Origin of the sequence: Psychroserpens sp. NJDZ02 (assembly GCF_004843725.1) — a bacterium.
Taxonomy (GTDB): domain Bacteria; phylum Bacteroidota; class Bacteroidia; order Flavobacteriales; family Flavobacteriaceae; genus Olleya.
In genome coordinates this window covers 3,561,659-3,581,736 of record NZ_CP039451.1, presented here as the reverse complement: position 1 = coordinate 3,581,736, position 20,078 = coordinate 3,561,659, and the positions used below count along the sequence as shown (strand labels likewise).

Here is a 20,078-nt window from a genome sequence, read left to right as displayed (position 1 = left end):
AATAAATAATAAGCAAAATTAAAACATTTTCCATGAATTTAATATATTAAAAATAGATAATTTTAAACATTTAATGATAATTTCACATTATCAATAATCACGAAATCGTTTTCGTAACCCACAGACACAACCTGCTTATTTGTCGTAAAAACCTTACTATTATTAGCAATCAGCTCTTTATGACCATAAAAACTTGACAAATCCGCAATAGTAATTACTTTAGGTCTAAATTTAAGCTGTTTACCCACTAACACCTCTTCATAATTAATACCAATATCCAATATTTGATCTTCAAACAGCGCTTTTCGTATTATTATATCATAAAAAAGCTTTCCGTTTTCAGGAATATCAAAATAATTAACATAATTATCTCCAGTTATTTCTGTATTTACAATAACATCTAACCCAGCTATTAAAGCTTTATAAACAAAACACCTCACCGCTTCCCTATCATAATCGTCTTTATAATGTCCCGCTTCAAACAAGACCGTTGGTGTTTCTAAAAAATGAAACGTATCTCCAACACAGTTTATATTAAAACCATCGTCATAGCGCCCTATTTGATCAGGTAAATCCCTTTGAAGACTGTGGTTTATAGCATTAATAACTTCCATAGCTTGTTTTCGAGCCACAGTCAAACCTCTTTGCTTATCTGCAGAAGGCGACAAAAAAGACAGTGTTGCCACGTTATTAGTCTGTCCAGCACAAAACAAGGTGCGTTGCCCATGTAGATTAAAACAGAAATCAGGCTTAAAAGCGTCATAACAATCACGAAGCACCTTACTTTCTGGTTGAGATAACTCTTGAGCATCCCTATTTAAATCAACCTGATTAGCATTTAGTCTAGTATAAGCTTCACAACCATCAGGATTAAGCATTGGTATAATAACAATAGTACACGCTTTTAAAATATGAACTAAACGGTCATCCTTAAAGCTGTTTAATAAATCAAAGACAGCCTTAGTTGTTGTGGATTCATTTCCATGCATTTGAGACCACATCAATATTTTTAAATCCCCAGAGCCAATTGTAATAGATTGTATAGGCCTACCTAAAACGGAAGACCCCAAGCTCTCAATTTTATATCCCGAAGGTAGCTTAGCTATTAAAGGCGTCAAGTCGTCTAGTCTGATATAACGACCAAATAACGCCCGCTCTTTATACGTTTCAAATAAGTTGTTTACTAATGTATAATCCATGTGTGTTTTATTTCGTTTACAAATGTAACCAAATAGTTATTTACATTTGTAAACAATATTATTTACAATTGTAATTTACTTCTGTAAACAACTAAATCGAATTCGCTGCAAATAAACACAGCCTAAATACTAATTTATTGACTGATTGTTAAATAATTACATAAAACACTATATTTCAGTAGTTTAAAGCATTAAAGTTAAAGCGAAACTATAATAATACAACCCACTATACAAGCACTATTTGATGAGTCATTTTGTAAATTTTACAATTGTAACATTGTATATTTACTATAATTGTTTACATTTGTATCACTATGATAAATAACGCCGAATTCTCTAAAAGACTACAAACAATCATCGATTACTATAGTGAAAGCGCGTCTTCTTTTGCCGAAAAAATAGGTGTTCAACGCTCTAGTATTTCACATATATTATCTGGTAGAAATAAGCCTAGTTTAGAATTTGTAATGAAGGTTCTCTCCTTTTTTCCGGAAGTAGAATTGTATTGGTTGATGAATGGAAAAGGAGAATTTCCAAAAACTGAAATCCAAAATGACATAAAACAAGTGGCTCCTATTTCTAAAAATGAAGACCAAAACTTATTTTCAAATTCAGAAAAAACAGAATCTCTAAATACACCAAATTCTGAATTAGTAAAAAATATAAGTCGAAATTCTTCCGATGGAAAAATTATTGAACGCATCGTCATTTTTTATTCCGACGGTAGTTTTTCAAATTATGACAATTCGTAATAAAACACCAAAAAGTATTTTGACTCTTTTTTAAAAATTATTAAAATAGAAAACTTTCAAAAAATGACCAAAACTAAAAATTGTACTTTTTTTGTTAAAAATTCTTTTTTCAGAAACGAAAAACAAAATTTCAAAAATCCTACAAAAATCTATTTTTTTTTAAATAATTTTATTTTTCAAAATAATTTAGGATCTAAAAACACATTAAATTTAAAATCTTTAAACAACATTCCTTTTTTATGGTTGACATTAGAATTTTTCAAATTTTAAGAATTCGTAGTCTAGTCCATAAATTTTTCAAATACGCGAATTATAGAAAGCTTGAAATTTTAGAATATTAAACAAACATTTGATTAATTTTGTAATAAACATTTTTCTGATGAAACTTAAATTTTTATACCTATTATTATTGCCTACATTATTTAGCTGTTACAATGTCGAGCGTAAATGCAAAGATTTTAAAACAGGACGATTTTACAGTGAAGTAAAAGTAGCCGACAAAATATATAAATCCACTTTTACAAGAACCGAAAACTTACAAGTCGAAATTTACGATGGTAAAATTGACAGCTCTCAAGTAAGATGGGTTAATGATTGCGAAGTTATTTACAGAACCATTAACCCGAAAAACATGGCAGAACGCAAAGATGTTCATTTAAAAATATTAACGACAACAGATTCGTCTTATACTTTTGAATATTCTTATGTTGGAGAAATTAATAAACAAAAAGGAATTGCATATAAAAAAGATTAAATCATGTTAGACTTCATAACTTCCAGCGACGCTATTTTCGCATTAATCACATTAACGTTTTTAGAAATAATTTTAGGAATAGATAATATTGTATTCATATCTATTGCGGCCAATAAACTTCCGGAAGAGCAACGCTCTAAAGTAACTAACATTGGATTATTATTAGCGATGGTCCAACGTATTATTCTATTGTTTTTTGTGTCTTTTTTAGTTGGCCTTTCTGAACCTTTTTACAAATTAGATTTTAGCTGGCTTTATTTAGAAATTAGCTGGCAAGCCCTTATTCTATTTTTTGGAGGTTTATTTTTAATATACAAATCCACCTCTGAAATTAGAGAAAAAGTAGAAACGCCAACACATGATGAAGACGAAATAAAAGGAAAGGTTATAAAATCATTTAATCAAGCTATAGTGCAGATATTAATCCTAGACTTCATCTTCTCTATAGACTCTATTTTAACAGCTGTAGGAATGACTAATGGCTTATCAGAACACCATAACTACAATTTAATATTAATGATCATAGCAGTTGTTATCTCGATAACTATAATGATTGCTTTTGCTAATAAAATTAGACTTTTTATAGACAACAACCCCAGCATACAAATACTAGGTTTATCCTTTTTAATTTTGATTGGATTTATGCTAATTACTGAAGCAGCACACTTATCAAACACTACTTTTTTTGGTAATACTGTTGGCGCAATACCGAAGGGGTATTTGTATTTTGCAATTGCTTTTTCTTTACTTGTAGAGTTTCTTAATCAAAAAGTAAGTAAAAAGAAATAAAGTGAAAATAGAAGAAATAAAAAAAAGACCATCTTTCGATGGTCTTTTTTTTTCATAAATTAGAATCTAATTATTTAGACAAATATACCGCAGATGCTGCAGCTAAGCTATTGTTTAAAATTGGCGTGATATTACCTCCTGCTTGAAAATTATTAAAAGCTAAGATTCTTCCTCCACCATTTCCAGCTTCCGCAATATAAACTGTTTGTGTTGCTGAGTCATAAGCGACATCTACTGGGTTACCTAATAATGTAGATGCACCAGAAACTCTTACTTGTTGTGCAGCACTTAAAGCACCAGCGTTAGCAACTCCATTAAATTTAGAAGTAAAATTTTCGATGTAATGGAAAGCACCATCATCTTGACCATTTGTTGCATCTGCTATGTCAGTTAAGATCATAACATCAGAGCTAGCATCAAAAGTTAAACCGTGAGTTCTAACAATTCCTTCAACAAAAATTCTTTTAGAAGATGCTAAAGCCATGTCTGTAGTGTTAGATAAAAAGTCTGAAAACACTGCTAACTCATTAGTTGCATCTACTACTGCGTATAAATTGTTGTTATCAAACGTTATTCCCCATAATTTAAAAGATGTTGTAATTGTATTACGTAATGTAATGTTGTTACCCTCTTTGGTATAAATATATAATCTTCCGTCTGGCGTTAAAAGATCACCATCTACATCTGCATTATCTGCAACTACTATAAAGTTTCCGTTTACTGCAACTTCTCTAGGACTTTGCATATCATTAGTACCATTAACATCTACCGCTAATGTACTACCAGAAACTAAATTATTAGTATTGTTATAACCTTCTAAACCTAAATCTGTTCTAGAGGCTTGTAATAAAAAATCGTTAGTAGAATCATAGTACACTCCATCCGCAGCAATACCTGCAGTAATTAACGTTTTAGTAGTAACAGCAGACTGATCTGTAACATCATAAACAGTAATATTACCATCTGCATTGTTAGATGTGTATAATTCTACTGATGTTGGTGTACCATCATTAATTTCAATTGCATCGTTATCATCATCACTACAAGAAAAAAATGACGTTGCTACCAAAATTGATAATGCTGCTGTTTTTGTTAAATTTGTTGTTTTCATAATTATAAAATATTTTATTCTTTTCTTTACCTACGTAATTGCTGTAGATGCAGTTTTATTTTTTTTTTACTTTATGAAAAGGTTAACACTTAAAACAAGGTAACTTGACCTTTGTCGTCTAGACCAAACCCTTGATTATCATCATCTTCATTGGCGCTATTATTAATTGTAGGAGTTTGTTTTTTTTCTTTATTTTCTATATTTTCAGGTAGATCTTCTTCCTCAGATGCATTTGGAATTAAGCTGGCAAGCCTTAATTTTATTTTTTGGAGGATTATTTTTGCTTTATAAATCAACATCCTAAATTAGAGAAAAAGTTGAGACCTACTTGTAATGATTATTGCTGTTGTTACATCTATAGTTATTATGATTGTGTTTGCTAATAAAATTAGACTTTTTATAGACAGCAACCCCAGCATACAAATACTAGGCTTATCCTTTTTAATACTGATTCGATTTATGCTAATTACTGAGGCAGGACACCATCACACACTACTTCTTTTTGGCAATACAGTTGGCGTCATAACGAAGGGGTATTTGTATATCGCTATTGCTTTTTCTTTTCTTGTAGAGTTTCTGAATCAAAAGATTAGTAAGAAAAACTAATTTCCTTCAATATATTTCTGTACATCTTAAGTCTATACTTAAAATATTACAAAAATAACAGGTGTGTTATGTGGTTTTGCGAAAGAAGTGTAAAAGTATCGCTTTTGTCCTATTTTTTTTAGTCTAAATGTAATGTCTCGAAATGAGATTAATCATTGTTTTTTTTTTAAACGCAGGGCTTGATTTTATATTTGGAAATGAAAATGTCGCCAATAACGAAAGTATGAATACGCCAGCAGACTGCCCTAGTATTTCAACTAACACCGGAGCCTTACTTTTCTATACAAATGGTGTAACAGTTTGGAATAAAAACCACTAAGTCATAGATAAGGGTTTTGGTCTAGCTCGAGATATAAATTATAACCAAAAATCAATTATTATTCAAAAACCAGGAGATCAAAACATCTATTATATTTTCTGTACAAGAGTAATTCCTGTACTTCACCTCTATTAACCGCAGGTTTTTTTTAATCTACAGTAGAATTTTCGAACCAATACTTGAGACATCTTACGATTATGAATATGGGTCATTACAGCTAGCTTCTGACGGTAAAATTTATGTTTCTAATTTTTTTACAAATCAAGATTCTGACACTTTGAATTCCTCGAACTTTATAAGTGTTATTAGTGATCCTAAAAACTAATATGATTTAGTCGATTACCAATCATTATCTCTAAATCTAGAATCAGGAAACAGCTATAAAGAGCTACCCAATTTTATTCCTTCGTTTTTAGAAATAGAATTATCACAAAAGACAAATGCGTAAACGAGTCTTTTGATTTTTCTAATGATACTTATGATATAATTGATTCTATTTTATGAGAATTTGGTGACGACACCACGTCAAGTACTATTAACCCAAACCACTAATATAGTAATTCAGGTGAATATATTGTAAAAGCAACTATTTCAATTAATAACGATACAACAACCACTTACAAACAAGCAAAAATATTTGCTTTATCGGATATGGTAGATGGATTTACTATATCTAAATTGCGATACTTGCAGTGATCAAACATCCTTTTTTAATCTTTATGATGCCTCGGATTTTATCAATAATTTTGGAAACACTAACTACCAGCAATTATTTTATCGATCCTATTTATATGCTGAAAATAATACATCTCCAATTGAAAATCCTCAGCAAATTTTTGTTAAAAATATAAATCCCGAAGGTTACTATACTATTAACTTCTTTTTTATTGAAACGTCCTTCTCCGTTTTAGAGACAATAATTGTTTCCGAAGACTCTAATGGTATTCTATTAAATAACGAAGGAACCTTTAATTTAAGAAATAAAAGTAACGCCACAAGAAATTAATTTGAACCACCTGACAGTCATACTTTATTGTATTACGCAAGTTTGCAAGACGCCCAAACAAACACTAATTCATTGCACGCCTACTACAATAGCACATCAACTACTATATGGCGGAAATCACAACAGATTAGGACGAGTGTTATAGTGTCACCCCGATACAGCTTATTGTAAACAACCGCATTACTATTAATTTAGAAGATAGCTACACGATATGCAGTTTAAACAGAGATAACCCTACAATTCTTGATGGTTTAACGTCCAACAACATTTGGCAATGGGAAGATGATAGTAGTGGAAATATATTATCTACAAATTATTTTTTTGAACTAAATCAAGCCGGAATATAACCGTGAGTAAAAATCAAAATAAAATAACCTTCAATAATAGGTGCCCCAAACTACATTACCCCCAATGGAGATACCTATAATGATTATTGGAAAATCTTCGGATTGTCTTATAATTTTTACAACGAAGCAACAATAGATATTTATAATAGATATGGAAAACTATTATACACTATAGATTTAGATTCAAATAAAAAAGACTAGAACAGTAATAATTATGTTAAAACTGGTCTTTTTAGACTTTTACATTAGCATTCATCGTAAATAAATCAAAACAATGTTAAAATTAGTTAATTTACTAAGCACCAAACTAATATTGATTTTTAAAATTGTATCTTTTTTGATTATTACAATATATCGCTATATGTATTTTCTTTTCAAAAAAAAACCCGTATTATTAAATGTAATACTCCTTTTATTATCAACGTTTGCCATAGCGCAAAACGAAACTAACAATTGGTACTTTGGAGATAAATCTGGTATAGATTTTAATCAAGGAACAGTTGAAATACTCAACAATGGAAGCATTAATACTCCTGCTGGTTGTTCAACTATTTCTTCTCCAACTGGCGAATTACTATTTTATACAAATGGATTTACCGTTTGGAATAAAAATCATGAAATAATGGCTAATGGTAGTGGCTTAGCATCAGATACAAATAACACACAAACATCCATTATAGTTCCAAAACCTGGTGATGAAAATACTTTTTATATATTTTGCACACGATCTACCCCAGGAACAGATCCTCTTTTAACCGCTGGAGTATTTTATTCAATAGTCGAGTTTTCAGACCAATCCCCTTTAGGACAAGTCACAATTAAAAACTCAAGAATAAATAGCTCTTCTACCGAAAGAATCACAGCCATACATGATTACCAAAATGACGCAATCAAAATAATTGCTTTTGGTAGTGCTACTGCTTTACCTGATGCTATTAAGGACACCTTCTTCGTATTTAATTTAACCGAAAACGGACTTACTTACCCATCAACACGCTCTACTGTATTACCAACTTTATCAGCATCTGGTGCAATGAAAATTTCACCAAATGGTGAAACTGTTTGTGTAGCAGATTATGAAGGCCGTTATTTATATTTTTATCATTTTGACATAGCAAACTCAAGTTTCACTCATCTTTTCACTATAAGTACCGATTTATTTGGAATTTCTATTAAACCTTATGGCGTAGAGTTTTCTCAAGATTCTAAACATTTTTTTTATACAGGGCACACGTCAGGAACTAGCTTCTTATTTCAACTTAAGGTAAACATATCTAATCAAGAAGAAGAGGAAGAGGATTTAGATAACAGAATTATATTAGATTCTTCTTCTGATTATTCTCATGGATCATTACAATTAGCTACTAATGGTAAAATTTATGTTTCTCATTTTTTTAATAATGGTGACGATTTAATGGCTTCTAATTCCATAAGCGTAATAAACGATCCCGGAAACGAAGATCACGAAGTCGATTTTCAACTTTTATCGCTAAACTTAGAATCTGGTAATTCCTACAAAGGACTACCAAATTTTATTTCTTCCTTTTTTAGAAACAGAATCATTACTAAAGATAGATGTGTTGACCAAATTTTTGATTTTTCTATTGAGGCCTATGATGAAATCGATTCAGTAGTTTGGGATTTTGGAGATGGCACAACATCTAGCACCTCTACTCCAACCCATCAATATACTACAGCAGGCGAATATGTATTAAAAGCCACTATTTCAATCAATAACGACTTAACAACAGTATACAAACAAATAAAGGTCTTTCCTTTACCTCAAATGGCAGAAGGACAAACAATATCAAATTGTGATATAGATAATGATCAAACGTCTTTTTTTAACCTAAATGATTCTTTTAGTTTTATAGATAATCCGAGAGATATTGAGTTTCAACAAGTGTTTTACAATTCTTTATTAGATGCAGAAAATAATGAAAACCCCATAGACCATTCTGAAATTTATGAAAACACACAAAATCCTGAGCAAATATTTGTAAAAAATATTAATCCTGATAACTGTTCCTCTATAAGTTCTTTTTTTATAGAAACATCGTATACGATTTTAGATCCTATTGATACTATGGTTGTTTGTGAAGATTCTGATGACATATTATCAAACAATCAAGGAACTTTTAATTTAAGAACTAAGAGTAATGCTATTAGAAATCAGTTTGGGTTATCAGAAAACTATACTCTCCTGTATTACACCAGTCTACAGGATGCCCAAACAAACACTAATGCAATACATCTTTATTATGACACTGTATCGACAACCATTTGGATTAAAATTACAACAGATTTAGAAGAATGTTTTGGTATCGCTCCTATAGAACTAATTGTAAACGATAGTATTGCTATAGATTTAGAAGACAGTTATACAATTTGTACAAATAATAGACAAAATCCCATAATCCTTGATGGTCTTAACACAAACAATACATGGCATTGGGAAGATAGTAATGGAAACATATTATCTACAGATAGGCTTTTTGAGATTAATCGTGCAGGCATATACACCATCACAGTTAGTAAAAATCAAAACGGCATAGTTTGTCTACTCTCTAAGAGTTTTGAGGTGCTTGATGCTGAAACACCTGCTTTTAATGAAATAGTTGCTGAAAACAACAGCATATCTGTTTTAATAGATGGTAATAGCTCATATGAATTTTCGATAGACAACTACGTCTATTTTAGCAGTAACAACCTTCATATCTTCAAAAACTTAAGCCCCGGCATATATACTGTTTATGTTAGAGATAAATACAATTGTGAGCCATCTATACAAACAGAAGTATCGCTAATAGGCTACCCAAATCACATTACCCCCAATGGAGACAACTACAATGATATCTGGAAAATACATGGACTATCAGATAGTTTTTACAACAAAGTTAATATAAACATATTTAACCGATTTGGGAAATTATTACATACAATGAACCTACAATCCAACCAAGAAGGTTGGAATGGGACATACAACGAAACTCCTTTACAATCGACAGACTACTGGTATAAAGTTGAACTAACAGACAAAAACAACAATATTTCTATTAAAACAGGTCATTTTAGCCTTGTAAATTAGCAATGATTAAAACCTTCAATTAAAATAGTTTTGCTTGACCATTATCATCTGATTCTAAATCACTAGGGTCATCATCTAATTTTGTTTTTTCCTCACTATTTTCAATCATAGTATCATGTTTATTCTCATGGTCAGAGACTATTTCTTGTTCTAGTTTCGTCTTTATTTTAGTTTTTTCAGAAATAACATCTTCTTCAACAACCTCTTCTTCTAATTCTTCTGCAGGAATTTCTTCTGGAGCTTCATAGGGAATTGGATCTAATAAATTAATTGCATTCACCTTATCTTTAGTTAATTGATTTCCTAAGGCAGTAATTCCTTTAATAGAAATAAATTCTTCTAAATTAACTTCTTCATTTTCTTTTCTATCTTTCCCTCTTTCCTTAGCAAAAACAATTTCAGCCACCGGCTTCCAATCTGTAGATACAATTTCTAATTGCGACTTTTCATGTTCCGTTATAAACGACTCTTCTTTATTTTCATTTTCAATAATAAAACGCTTTACATAATACCGTTCTTTTTCGCCATCAAAATAGATAGCCGAAATAGGTTTTTTAGGCACCCATTTTTCCATAACAATCATATCGTTATCAAAATGTAAGGTCACTTCCGGAGTCACTGTTTTAACAATTCCCTTTTGATTTATAATAAGCAACTTATCCTCTCCTCTAAACTCCCCAACCAATTCTCCTCTACCATCAACATTTAACCTCTGAACAGTATCATCAAACCATATTTTACGCGGCTTTAATGTAGAGATCCCTTTTTCCTTAAGCTCGACCGTTTTTATAGCATGCTTTGTCACCACATTACCTTTAGACGCCCTACCCTTTATCAAAATATCAGCAAAATCAAAATCCCATTTTAACTTTTTAACACTACCGACTTGCCTCAAACTAATAGCAACCACTTCCGCTTCTCCATTTGGATTAGCTGAAAAATACCAGATTTTAGACCCTTTATTACCGTTAGTTAAATCATAATCTTTATCTCTTGTCATTGAGGTTACCGCAAAACGCTTGACATAAGAAGCCCCTTTTACTCCATCACGATAAATCATATTATAAATAGTACGCTTATCTTTTTTCTTAAACACAGCCACATGGATAATATTTTTACCTATAAAGGTTTTACTATCCACTTTAGTAACCATCATTTTACCTTCAGCAGTAAATGCAATAATATCATCAATATCACTACAATCACCAATATACTCATCACGTTTTAAAGACGTACCGATAAATCCTTCTTCTCTATTTACATAAAGTTTAGTATTTCTAATAACAACTTTAGTCGCATCGACATCTTCAAACGCTCGCAATTCTGTTTTACGCTCACGCCCTGCACCATACTCTTTATTCAATCTCACAAAATAAGCAATAGCATACTCAATTAAATGTGCTAAATGATGTTTTACTTCCGCAATACTCGCATCAAGTGCATCAATTTTTTGCTGTGCTTTGTCGATATCAAATTTAGAAATACGTTTAATTCTAATTTCTGTTAAACGCGTAATATCTTCTTCGGTAACCGCGCGTTTTAAATGTTTTATATGTGGCTGAAGTCCTTTATCAATAGCTTTAATAACACCTTCCCAAGTTTCTTCCTCTTCTATATCACGATAGATACGATTTTCAATAAAAATACGCTCTAAACTAGCAAAGTGCCACTGCTCTTCAAACTCGCCTAGCTTGATTTCAAGTTCTTGTTTTAATAAATCAACTGTATTATCTGTACTACGACGCAACATTTCTGTCACCCCAACAAATAGTGGTTTATTATCTTCAATAACACAACCTAATGGCGAAATTGAACTCTCGCATGCTGTAAAAGCATACAAAGCATCAATCGTTTTGTCCGGTGACAATCCTGCAGGTAAATGAATCAAAATCTCTACCGTAGCAGCTGTATTATCTTCAATTTTTTTTATTTTAATCTTCCCTTTATCGTTCGCTTTTAATATCGAATCAATTAACGATGTGGTCGTGGTACCAAAAGGTAACTCATTAACCACTAAAGTATTTTTATCTAATTGACTAATCTTAGCACGACAGCGTATTTTACCTCCACGGAGTCCATCATTATACTGACTACAATCTGCAATACCTCCTGTCGGAAAATCTGGTAATATTGTAAAACGCTTCCCTTGTAAATGTTTTACAGACGCATCAATAAGCTCGATAAAATTATGAGGTAATATTTTTGTGGATAACCCAACCGCAATCCCCTCTCCTCCTTGCGCTAGCAATAAAGGAAACATAACAGGTAAATTTGTAGGCTCCTTACGACGACCATCATAAGACGATTGCCATTTTGTAATTTTAGGATTAAAGACAACATCCAATCCAAATTTTGAAATTCTGGCTTCGATATATCTTGCTGCTGCCGCACGATCTCCCGTTAGAATATTTCCCCAGTTTCCCTGAGTATCTATCAGTAAATCTTTTTGTCCAATCTGCACCATAGCATCCGCAATACTGGCATCTCCATGAGGGTGATACTGCATGGTATGCCCAACAATATTGGCTACCTTGTTGTATCTACCATCATCCAAATCCTTCATGGAATGCATAATACGTCGTTGCACAGGCTTGAAACCATCTTCAATAGCTGGTACCGCACGTTCTAATATTACATAGGACGCATAATCTAAAAACCACTCTTTATACATACCAGTAATTCTGGTAATGGTTTCCTGCGGTTCTTGATGCTCTAAATTATCTTGGTTATCGTTAACTAAGTCGTCGTTGGCTAGGTCGTCGTTTTCTTCTATCATCTATTTATCCTCTTCGATTAAATCAAGTTCAACTTTTAGATTATCAATAATAAACTCTTGTCTTGTTGGTGTGTTTTTTCCCATATAAAAGGATAGTAAGTCTTCAATAGACATATTGTCGTCCAACATAATTGGATCTAATCGTATATCTTCCCCAATAAAATGCACAAATTCATCTGGACTAATTTCCCCCAAACCTTTAAATCGGGTAATCTCAGGTTTAGGTTTTAGCTTTTCGATAGCATCCCGTCTTTCTTGATCGCTATAACAATAAATTGTTTCTTTTTTATTACGTACTCTAAACAATGGCGTTTGTAATATATACAAATGCCCTTCTTTTATAACTTCAGGAAAAAATTGTAAAAAGAAAGTAATTAACAACAATCGAATGTGCATCCCATCGACATCGGCATCCGTTGCTATTACGACATTGTTATACCGTAAATCCTCTAATGACTCTTCTATATTTAGTGCCGCTTGCAAGAGATTAAACTCTTCGTTTTCGTAAACAATTTTTTTAGTTAACCCATAACAATTTAAAGGCTTTCCTTTTAAACTAAACACCGCTTGCGTATTCACATCTCGAGATTTGGTAATACTACCTGATGCCGAATCTCCCTCCGTTATAAACAAGGTACTTTCTAAGTTACGTTCGTTTTTAATATCACCAAAATGCACACGACAATCCCGTAGTTTTTTATTGTGCAAACTCGCTTTTTTAGCACGATCCTTGGCTAATTTTCTAATTCCTGATAATTCTTTACGCTCACGTTCTGCCTGTAAAATTTTACGTTGAATTTTCTCTGCCGTGTCAGGGTTTTTGTGTAAATAATTATCTAGATATGTTTTTAAAAAATCGGTAATATAAGTACGCACAGTCGGAAGCTCGCCCCCCATATCCGTAGATCCTAATTTTGTTTTAGTCTGACTTTCAAAAATAGGCTCCATAACCTTAATGGCTACGGCACTTACTACAGACTTACGTATATCTGACGCATCATATTGCTTACCAAAAAAGTCACGAATTGTTTTTACGATCCCTTCTCTAAAGGCATTTAAGTGTGTTCCACCTTGTGTGGTATTCTGTCCGTTTACAAAACTATTATATTCTTCACTGTACTGCGTTTTACTATGTGTTAACGCTACTTCAATATCATCTCCACGAAGATGAATAATTGGATATAGTAAATCTGTTTCTGCTATTTTTTCAGCTAATAAATCTTTTAAACCATTTTCACTATAGTACTTCTCACCATTAAACACAATGGTTAAACCTGGGTTTAAGTACACATAGTTTTTAAGCATTTTAACAATATACTCTGCTCTATACTTGTAGTTTTTAAATATAATTTCATCCGGGATAAAAGAAACCTTTGTTCCTTTGCGACGTGTCGTTTCTTCTAAAAACTCTTCGTCCATTAAATTACCCTGAGCAAAATCTGCAGACGCACTTTTTCCATCTCTAGAAGATTCCACTCTAAAATAAGAAGACAATGCATTTACCGCTTTTGTACCAACACCGTTTAATCCTACTGATTTTTTAAAGGCTTTAGAATCATACTTACCACCGGTATTCATTTTAGACACAACATCTACGACTTTACCTAACGGAATACCACGTCCATAATCACGAACGATAACTTTACTCCCTTGGATAGAAATCTCAATATTTTTTCCAGCCCCCATAACAAACTCATCAATAGAGTTATCCAACACCTCCTTTAGTAGAATGTATATACCATCATCCGGAGACGATCCATCACCAAGCTTACCAATATACATTCCCGGACGCATACGAATATGTTCTTTCCAGTCTAATGATCGTATATTGTCTTCGGTATATTTAGTTTGTTCTGACATAAAATTTAGGTGCGATTTGAGATACGTTGCTAATATAATATAACCCTTTAAAAAATGAAACCTTGAAGCAATAAAGTAATTAACAATAAATAGATATTATTGTTCAGAAGGTTAATTTTTAACAGATTCTGCTTTATCCTTTAAATATTGGTTTCTAGTTTTTAATAGTGTGGTCATGTATTTGTTTAAAAACAGAGTATTTGCCAATCGGCCTAACACTCCAAAAGGTGATTTAAACCAAAATTTATCCGTCATAAGTGTTTTACCGTCTTCAAAAACAAAAATATGTTCGTGCTTAAAACTTTTAAAGGCTCCGGAGACCATTTCATCTACAAAATAATAAGGCGCATCCAACACCGTTATTTTAGACGTTAACTTCTGTTTGATACCAAAATGAGACGCTTCCCAGGTCACCCATTCATTTAACTCAATTAACCCTGAAGTCTTTCCTGCTATAGCTTTTTCGTTAGAATGCGCCATAGAATCCTTATGAAAATCTATATTTCTAGACAGATAAAAACAGGTTTGAATATCTGAATCTATTACTGTTTTTAATTGGATTAGAGGCATAAATCAAAGGTTGTGAAATAAAAAAAACGAGATGAAAATTCATCTCGTTTTAGTGCTTTATATTTTAAAAATAAAACAAGTAAATTAGCTTGTTTTATTGCAAGAGCAATAATCTTTATACGTTAAATAAGAAATGCATTACATCCCCGTCTTTAACGACATACGCCTTACCTTCTACTCTCATTTTTCCTGCTTCTTTTACTTTAGATTCACTACCATACTCCACATAGTCATCATATCCAATAACTTCCGCACGAATAAATCCTTTTTCGAAATCCGTATGAATAACTCCTGCTGCTTGAGGTGCAGTAGATCCTACATTTATAGTCCAGGCTCTCACCTCTTTTACACCTGCTGTAAAATACGTTTGTTGATTTAATAACTTGTAAGCAGAACGAATCAATTTAGCAGACCCTGGTTCTTCCAAACCAATATCAGACAAAAACATTTGACGCTCTTCATAATCATCCAACTCGTTAATATCAGCTTCCGTACCTACTGCTAAAACAATTACTTCAGCATTTTCGTCCTTAACAGCATCCTTTACAAGATCCACGTAAGCATTTCCAGAAACCGCACTTTCTTCATCTACATTACACACATATAATACAGGTTTACCTGTAATTAATTGTGCAGGATTAACAAACTCCTCTAAATCCTCGTCAGAAAATTCTAATGCTCTTACCGATAAACCAGCTTCTAAACCAGCTTTAAGTTTTAGCAAAACAGCTTCTTCTTTTTGAGCCTCTTTATTTCCTGTTTTTGCAGCACGCTTAACTTTATCTAATTTTTTATCTACAGTCTCTAAATCTTTAAGTTGTAGCTCCATGTCAATAGTTTCCTTATCTCTAATAGGATCTACATTACCATCAACATGTATAATATTATCGTTATCAAAACAACGCAATACATGTAAAATAGCATCAGTCTCTCTAATATTTCCTAGAAACTGATTCCCTAAACCTTCACCTTTACTTGCGCCTTTTACTAACCCTGCAATATCAACAATCTCTACAGTTGCTGGTAATACACGTTCTGGGTTAACTAAAGTTTCTAATTTTTCCAATCTAGGATCTGGCACATTTACCACACCGATGTTAGGCTCAATAGTACAAAACGGAAAGTTTGCACTTTGTGCTTTTGCGTTAGATAAACAATTAAATAACGTTGACTTCCCAACGTTTGGCAATCCTACTATACCTGCTTTCATGTACAAAAAATTTATGATAATTTAAGGCTGCAAATATAGTACTATCTCGGAAACAATTAAGACCTTAATATATATTTAATTTTTTCACATTATCAGTAAAATTTAAGCAAGAAAAAAGCAAATTACATACATAAAACACAGTTTGAAAGGTAAAATACTGAAGATATAATATTGCTTTGTTAAAATTTTAACATATTTTAGTGTCTAATTAATTAAAACCTATAAAAATGAAAAAACTAAAACTATTGTTTTTGCTACTTCTCTCAGTAGCTTTTGCAAACGCCCAAACCTATGTCACCGGAACTGTTACCGGCGATGACGACTTTGGTATCCCTACTGTAAATGTTATCGAAAAAGGCACCAGTAATGGAACAACTACTGATTTTGACGGAAGATATTCGTTAGATGTTGCCGATGGTGCTACACTTGTATTTAGCTATGTAGGTTACGATACCCAGGAAGTAATTGTTAATGGTCAAACAGACATAAACATTATTATGGCTAGTGGCGAAACTTTAGACGAAGTCGTATTAGTCGGATCAAGAACCGCTCCTAGAAGTAATGTTAATAGTGCACTACCTATTGATGTTGTCGGCATAAAAGAATTAACCTCTACCGGCCAACCTACATTTGACAAGGCATTACAGTACAGAATCCCTTCTTTTAATACAGTACAAACCCCTGTTAATGATGCCACTTCTTTATTAGACCCTTATGAAATTAGAAATATGGGACCAAGTAGAACATTGATATTAATTAATGGAAAACGTAAAAACTTAAGTGCTTTATTATACACACAAACCTCTCCAGGTCGTGGAGAAACCGGTGCAGATATCTCAGCAATACCTACCGACGCTATTAAACGTGTCGAAATTTTGCGTGATGGCGCTTCTGCACAATACGGATCTGATGCGATTGCTGGAGTAATGAATATCATACTAAAAGATAATACAAACTTTGGGTCTGCTACATTAAGATCTGGTATTACTAGTGAAGGTGATGGCGAAATGGTTGGTATTTCTGTAAATAATGGAACAACCGTAGGAGATGATAAAGGATTTATCAACTACACAATAGACTTTTCTAAAACTAATTTAGCAAATAGACCTGGAACTGTTGATGGAGGAACCTCTAATCTTGGGGTAAATGGAGAACCATTAGAAGGAGGTGAATATGCCGATTTTATTTTTGTAGACCCTACTGATCCTGATAATTACGTTAACGGTGCTACTGCAGCTTCCATTACCGCAGATAACGCTGCTGGAGCAGCTCAAATTAACGAATATTTGAGTCGTAATCCCGATGCAGATAACGTCAATGGTTCTCCTGAAAATGCTGCTTCAAAATTCTTGATCAATGGAGGTTTTGATGTTGCAGATAATACCGAACTATACTTTAACGCAGCCTATGTCTATAAAAAAGTAAATAGTTTTGCAAACAATAGAACACCGTACTGGAGATCTGTTGAAGCTGACCCTTATTTAGCTGATTTTTTCCCTGGAGACAACCCTAATACTGCTGGAGGATACGATGGTTACACTCCTACTTTTGAAGGTTTATTAAACGATTACAATGGTACCGTAGGTGTTAAAACAAAAATAAACGAATGGAATGTTGACTTAAGTTACACAACAGGTGGAAACACGCAAACGTATACGGTTAGTCAATCTCATAACAGGAATGTTGTTTTTGTACCAACTTTTGATGATGCTAATGGGAATGGTCAAGTTGACCCAGGAGAAGGATTTGAACCTACAGAATTATATAGAGAAAACAGTCAACAATCATTTAATCCAGGAGGAACAAAATTCACACATAACGTCGGTAATATTGATATTTCAAGAGTATTATCTGACCAAGTAAGTGTTGGTTTTGGTGCTGAATTTAGAAATGAAACTTTTGAAGTCATCGAAGGCGAATTAGCGTCTTATGATGGTGGTGGTGCAGATTCTTTTTCAGGAAATAGTCCTGAGAACTCCGGTAAATTTAACCGCTACAATATTGGTGCTTATTTCTCTTTAGATTATGATGTATCTGATGCCTTTTTATTAAGTGGTACCGTTAGGACAGAAAATTATTCTGATTTTGGAAACACTTTTGTGTACAAATTTAGTACTCGTTATAAAATCACAGACAACTTAACCGCTAGAGCCTCAATATCTTCAGGATTTAGAGCTCCTACATTACATCAAATCTATACTCAAAAAGCACAATATAGTTTTGTCGCTGGACAAGGGATTCAAGTTGGAGGTTTAATAAACAACGTATCAACACAAGCCAAGTTATTAGGTATTCCAGAATTAGATGCTGAAACCTCTAATAACTTTACTATTGGGTTTGGTGGTAAACTAGCCAACAACTTAACATTTACTGTCGATTACTATAGTATTAATGTACAAGACAGAATTGTTTTAGGTTCTGAAATTACAGGAACAGCTTTTGATGCTAACGGAAATAACATTGGTACAACTGCTTTAGATGACATCTTAAGAAACAACAACTTAAGTGATGTTAGTTTCTTTTCTAATGCTATAGACACTAAAACTTCAGGTATTGACATCGTTTTAAGTCAGAAAAATATTGGAATCGGTGAAGGTGATTTAGATATTAACTTATCAGGTAACTATACCATTACAAACGAAAGAGATGGCGCTGTGAAGGACATTGCCTTAGTTGCTAATTCCGGACAATCTGTAATTAACGCTACACAAGAAGCCTTATTTTTTACTTCTAGACCAGAAACTAAATGGATTTTAGGTGCTAATTATGATATTGGAAAATTCGGATTTTCTTTAAATAACACTTATTTTGGTAAAACAACCTTCAAGCAACAAGGATTGAGCACTGATTTACGTACAGAGTTTATTCCTAAAATTGTTACCGATTTAGGGATTAACTTTAATGCTTCAGAAAAGTTAACGCTTTCTTTAAATGTCAATAACCTTTTAAATGTATTACCTGAATGGGAGTTTAAAGCAGAAAATGCTGCTGGAGATGCTATCCTTGCAGATGCTGCAGCAACTCAAAACCAATCTAACTTAATTACATTTAACCAACGTTACTCTCAAATGACTTATGATGGGTTCCATTTTAGTCAACTAGGAACAATGTTTAACTTATCAGTAAATTATAAATTCTAAGTAATTAAATATTATATTTTAAAAATGCTGCTCAAATCGAGCGGCATTTTTTTTGTCTTTAATATAAGGATATGCCCTTTTTAATAAATCACTCCTAATCTAATCTATTAAAAATAAAAAAAACTCAAGCGTTAACTTGAGTTTTTTTTACTTTATAATAAATTAATTATCCATCAGGATGCATAAATTTTTGCTTTCCTAATAAGGTGTCTTTACTTTCTACATGCTCGTCATCAGGCACACAACAATCTACAGGACATACTGCAGCACATTGCGGCTCTTCATGAAAACCAACACACTCTGTACACTTATCTGGTACAATATAATAAATCTCGTCACTTATAGGCTCTTGTGCTTCGTCTGCATCGACTTCTTTTCCATCAGTTAAAACTAAATTACCATTTAAGCTAGTTCCATCTTTGTATCTCCAATCGTCAGCACCTTCATAAATTGCCGTATTTGGGCATTCAGGTTCACAAGCTCCACAGTTAATACATTCGTCTGTTATAATAATTGCCATAGCGTTTTTTAATCTTTTTTGTTTACTTAAC

General features: G+C 32.5%; 16 protein-coding genes. 8 read left to right on the top strand and 8 right to left on the bottom strand.

What is annotated here, in order from left to right:
* Nucleotides 1-62 precede the first annotated feature (62 nt).
* The gene (locus E9099_RS15825; protein WP_136584497.1) at nt 63-1,199 is read right to left on the bottom strand and encodes a M14 family zinc carboxypeptidase; all 1,137 of its coding nucleotides are present in this window, start codon (nt 1,197-1,199) and stop codon (nt 63-65) included.
* Nucleotides 1,200-1,513: 314 nt separating this feature from the next.
* Between E9099_RS15825 and E9099_RS15820 the strand changes: the two genes are divergently transcribed.
* The 3 genes from E9099_RS15820 to E9099_RS15810 all read left to right on the top strand — a co-directional run bounded on the left by E9099_RS15820 (nt 1,514) and on the right by E9099_RS15810 (nt 3,494).
* The gene (locus E9099_RS15820; RefSeq protein WP_136584496.1) at nt 1,514-1,951 is read left to right on the top strand and encodes a helix-turn-helix domain-containing protein; all 438 of its coding nucleotides are present in this window, start codon (nt 1,514-1,516) and stop codon (nt 1,949-1,951) included.
* Nucleotides 1,952-2,330: 379 nt separating this feature from the next.
* Nucleotides 2,331-2,705 (top strand): DNA topoisomerase IV, encoded by a 375-nt coding sequence (locus E9099_RS15815; RefSeq protein ID WP_136584495.1) that lies wholly within the window; start codon nt 2,331-2,333, stop codon nt 2,703-2,705.
* A gap of 3 nt (nt 2,706-2,708) precedes the next feature.
* Nucleotides 2,709-3,494, top strand: a complete 786-nt coding sequence (locus tag E9099_RS15810; protein WP_136584494.1) for a TerC family protein — start codon at nt 2,709-2,711, stop codon at nt 3,492-3,494.
* Between the two features lie 70 nt (nt 3,495-3,564).
* Here E9099_RS15810 and E9099_RS15805 read toward each other — a convergent pair whose 3' ends face one another.
* Entirely contained in the window at nt 3,565-4,605 is a 1,041-nt protein-coding gene (locus E9099_RS15805) for a hypothetical protein (RefSeq protein WP_136584493.1), read from the bottom strand.
* 89 nt (nt 4,606-4,694) lie between these two features.
* A complete protein-coding gene (locus E9099_RS15800) occupies nt 4,695-4,904 on the bottom strand; it encodes a hypothetical protein (protein ID WP_136584492.1) in 210 nt (69 codons plus the stop codon).
* Nucleotides 4,905-5,353: 449 nt separating this feature from the next.
* Between E9099_RS15800 and E9099_RS19285 the strand changes: the two genes are divergently transcribed.
* The 4 genes from E9099_RS19285 (at nt 5,354) to E9099_RS15785 (ending at nt 9,971) form a co-directional block, all read left to right on the top strand.
* Nucleotides 5,354-5,530 carry a hypothetical protein gene (locus tag E9099_RS19285; RefSeq protein ID WP_168800766.1) on the top strand — a complete coding sequence of 59 codons (177 nt, stop codon included), beginning with the start codon at nt 5,354-5,356 and terminating at the stop codon, nt 5,528-5,530.
* A 658-nt stretch (nt 5,531-6,188) separates the two neighbouring features.
* Complete coding sequence (locus E9099_RS15795) at nt 6,189-6,536, top strand: hypothetical protein (RefSeq protein WP_136584491.1); 348 nt, start codon at nt 6,189-6,191, stop codon at nt 6,534-6,536.
* Nucleotides 6,537-6,916: 380 nt separating this feature from the next.
* A complete protein-coding gene (locus E9099_RS19790) occupies nt 6,917-7,084 on the top strand; it encodes a T9SS type B sorting domain-containing protein (RefSeq protein WP_136585202.1) in 168 nt (55 codons plus the stop codon).
* A gap of 160 nt (nt 7,085-7,244) precedes the next feature.
* Nucleotides 7,245-9,971, top strand: a complete 2,727-nt coding sequence (locus E9099_RS15785; RefSeq protein WP_168800765.1) for a T9SS type B sorting domain-containing protein — start codon at nt 7,245-7,247, stop codon at nt 9,969-9,971.
* A gap of 19 nt (nt 9,972-9,990) precedes the next feature.
* Here the strand turns inward: E9099_RS15785 and E9099_RS15780 are convergent, their stop codons facing one another.
* The 4 genes from E9099_RS15780 to ychF form a co-directional block, all read right to left on the bottom strand.
* A complete protein-coding gene (locus E9099_RS15780; RefSeq protein WP_136584489.1) occupies nt 9,991-12,747 on the bottom strand; it encodes a DNA gyrase/topoisomerase IV subunit A in 2,757 nt (918 codons plus the stop codon).
* Complete coding sequence (locus tag E9099_RS15775; protein ID WP_136584488.1) at nt 12,748-14,607, bottom strand: DNA topoisomerase IV subunit B; 1,860 nt, start codon at nt 14,605-14,607, stop codon at nt 12,748-12,750.
* A gap of 111 nt (nt 14,608-14,718) precedes the next feature.
* Nucleotides 14,719-15,177: an SRPBCC family protein gene (locus E9099_RS15770; RefSeq protein WP_136584487.1), complete on the bottom strand. Its 459-nt coding sequence runs from the start codon at nt 15,175-15,177 to the stop codon at nt 14,719-14,721.
* Between the two features lie 115 nt (nt 15,178-15,292).
* Nucleotides 15,293-16,387, bottom strand: coding sequence for a redox-regulated ATPase YchF (gene ychF, locus E9099_RS15765; protein WP_136584486.1), 1,095 nt, complete (start codon nt 16,385-16,387; stop codon nt 15,293-15,295).
* Nucleotides 16,388-16,614: 227 nt separating this feature from the next.
* On the opposite strand from ychF, the gene E9099_RS15760 reads away from it, so the two are divergent.
* Entirely contained in the window at nt 16,615-19,527 is a 2,913-nt protein-coding gene (locus tag E9099_RS15760; RefSeq protein WP_136584485.1) for a TonB-dependent receptor, read from the top strand.
* A gap of 166 nt (nt 19,528-19,693) precedes the next feature.
* Here E9099_RS15760 and E9099_RS15755 read toward each other — a convergent pair whose 3' ends face one another.
* Entirely contained in the window at nt 19,694-20,047 is a 354-nt protein-coding gene (locus E9099_RS15755; RefSeq protein WP_101018752.1) for a 4Fe-4S dicluster domain-containing protein, read from the bottom strand.
* Nucleotides 20,048-20,078 lie beyond the last annotated feature (31 nt).

Coding starts and splice junctions, on each gene's coding strand:
- E9099_RS15825 (WP_136584497.1), bottom strand. CDS start 1,199: ATGGATTATACATTAGTAAACAACTTATTTGAAACGTATAAAGAGCGG.
- E9099_RS15820 (WP_136584496.1), top strand. CDS start 1,514: ATGATAAATAACGCCGAATTCTCTAAAAGACTACAAACAATCATCGAT.
- E9099_RS15815 (WP_136584495.1), top strand. CDS start 2,331: ATGAAACTTAAATTTTTATACCTATTATTATTGCCTACATTATTTAGC.
- E9099_RS15810 (WP_136584494.1), top strand. CDS start 2,709: ATGTTAGACTTCATAACTTCCAGCGACGCTATTTTCGCATTAATCACA.
- E9099_RS15805 (WP_136584493.1), bottom strand. CDS start 4,605: ATGAAAACAACAAATTTAACAAAAACAGCAGCATTATCAATTTTGGTA.
- E9099_RS15800 (WP_136584492.1), bottom strand. CDS start 4,904: ATGTTGATTTATAAAGCAAAAATAATCCTCCAAAAAATAAAATTAAGG.
- E9099_RS19285 (WP_168800766.1), top strand. CDS start 5,354: ATGAGATTAATCATTGTTTTTTTTTTAAACGCAGGGCTTGATTTTATA.
- E9099_RS15795 (WP_136584491.1), top strand. CDS start 6,189: ATGGATTTACTATATCTAAATTGCGATACTTGCAGTGATCAAACATCC.
- E9099_RS15785 (WP_168800765.1), top strand. CDS start 7,245: ATGTATTTTCTTTTCAAAAAAAAACCCGTATTATTAAATGTAATACTC.
- E9099_RS15780 (WP_136584489.1), bottom strand. CDS start 12,747: ATGATAGAAGAAAACGACGACCTAGCCAACGACGACTTAGTTAACGAT.
- E9099_RS15775 (WP_136584488.1), bottom strand. CDS start 14,607: ATGTCAGAACAAACTAAATATACCGAAGACAATATACGATCATTAGAC.
- E9099_RS15770 (WP_136584487.1), bottom strand. CDS start 15,177: ATGCCTCTAATCCAATTAAAAACAGTAATAGATTCAGATATTCAAACC.
- ychF (WP_136584486.1), bottom strand. CDS start 16,387: ATGAAAGCAGGTATAGTAGGATTGCCAAACGTTGGGAAGTCAACGTTA.
- E9099_RS15760 (WP_136584485.1), top strand. CDS start 16,615: ATGAAAAAACTAAAACTATTGTTTTTGCTACTTCTCTCAGTAGCTTTT.
- E9099_RS15755 (WP_101018752.1), bottom strand. CDS start 20,047: ATGGCAATTATTATAACAGACGAATGTATTAACTGTGGAGCTTGTGAA.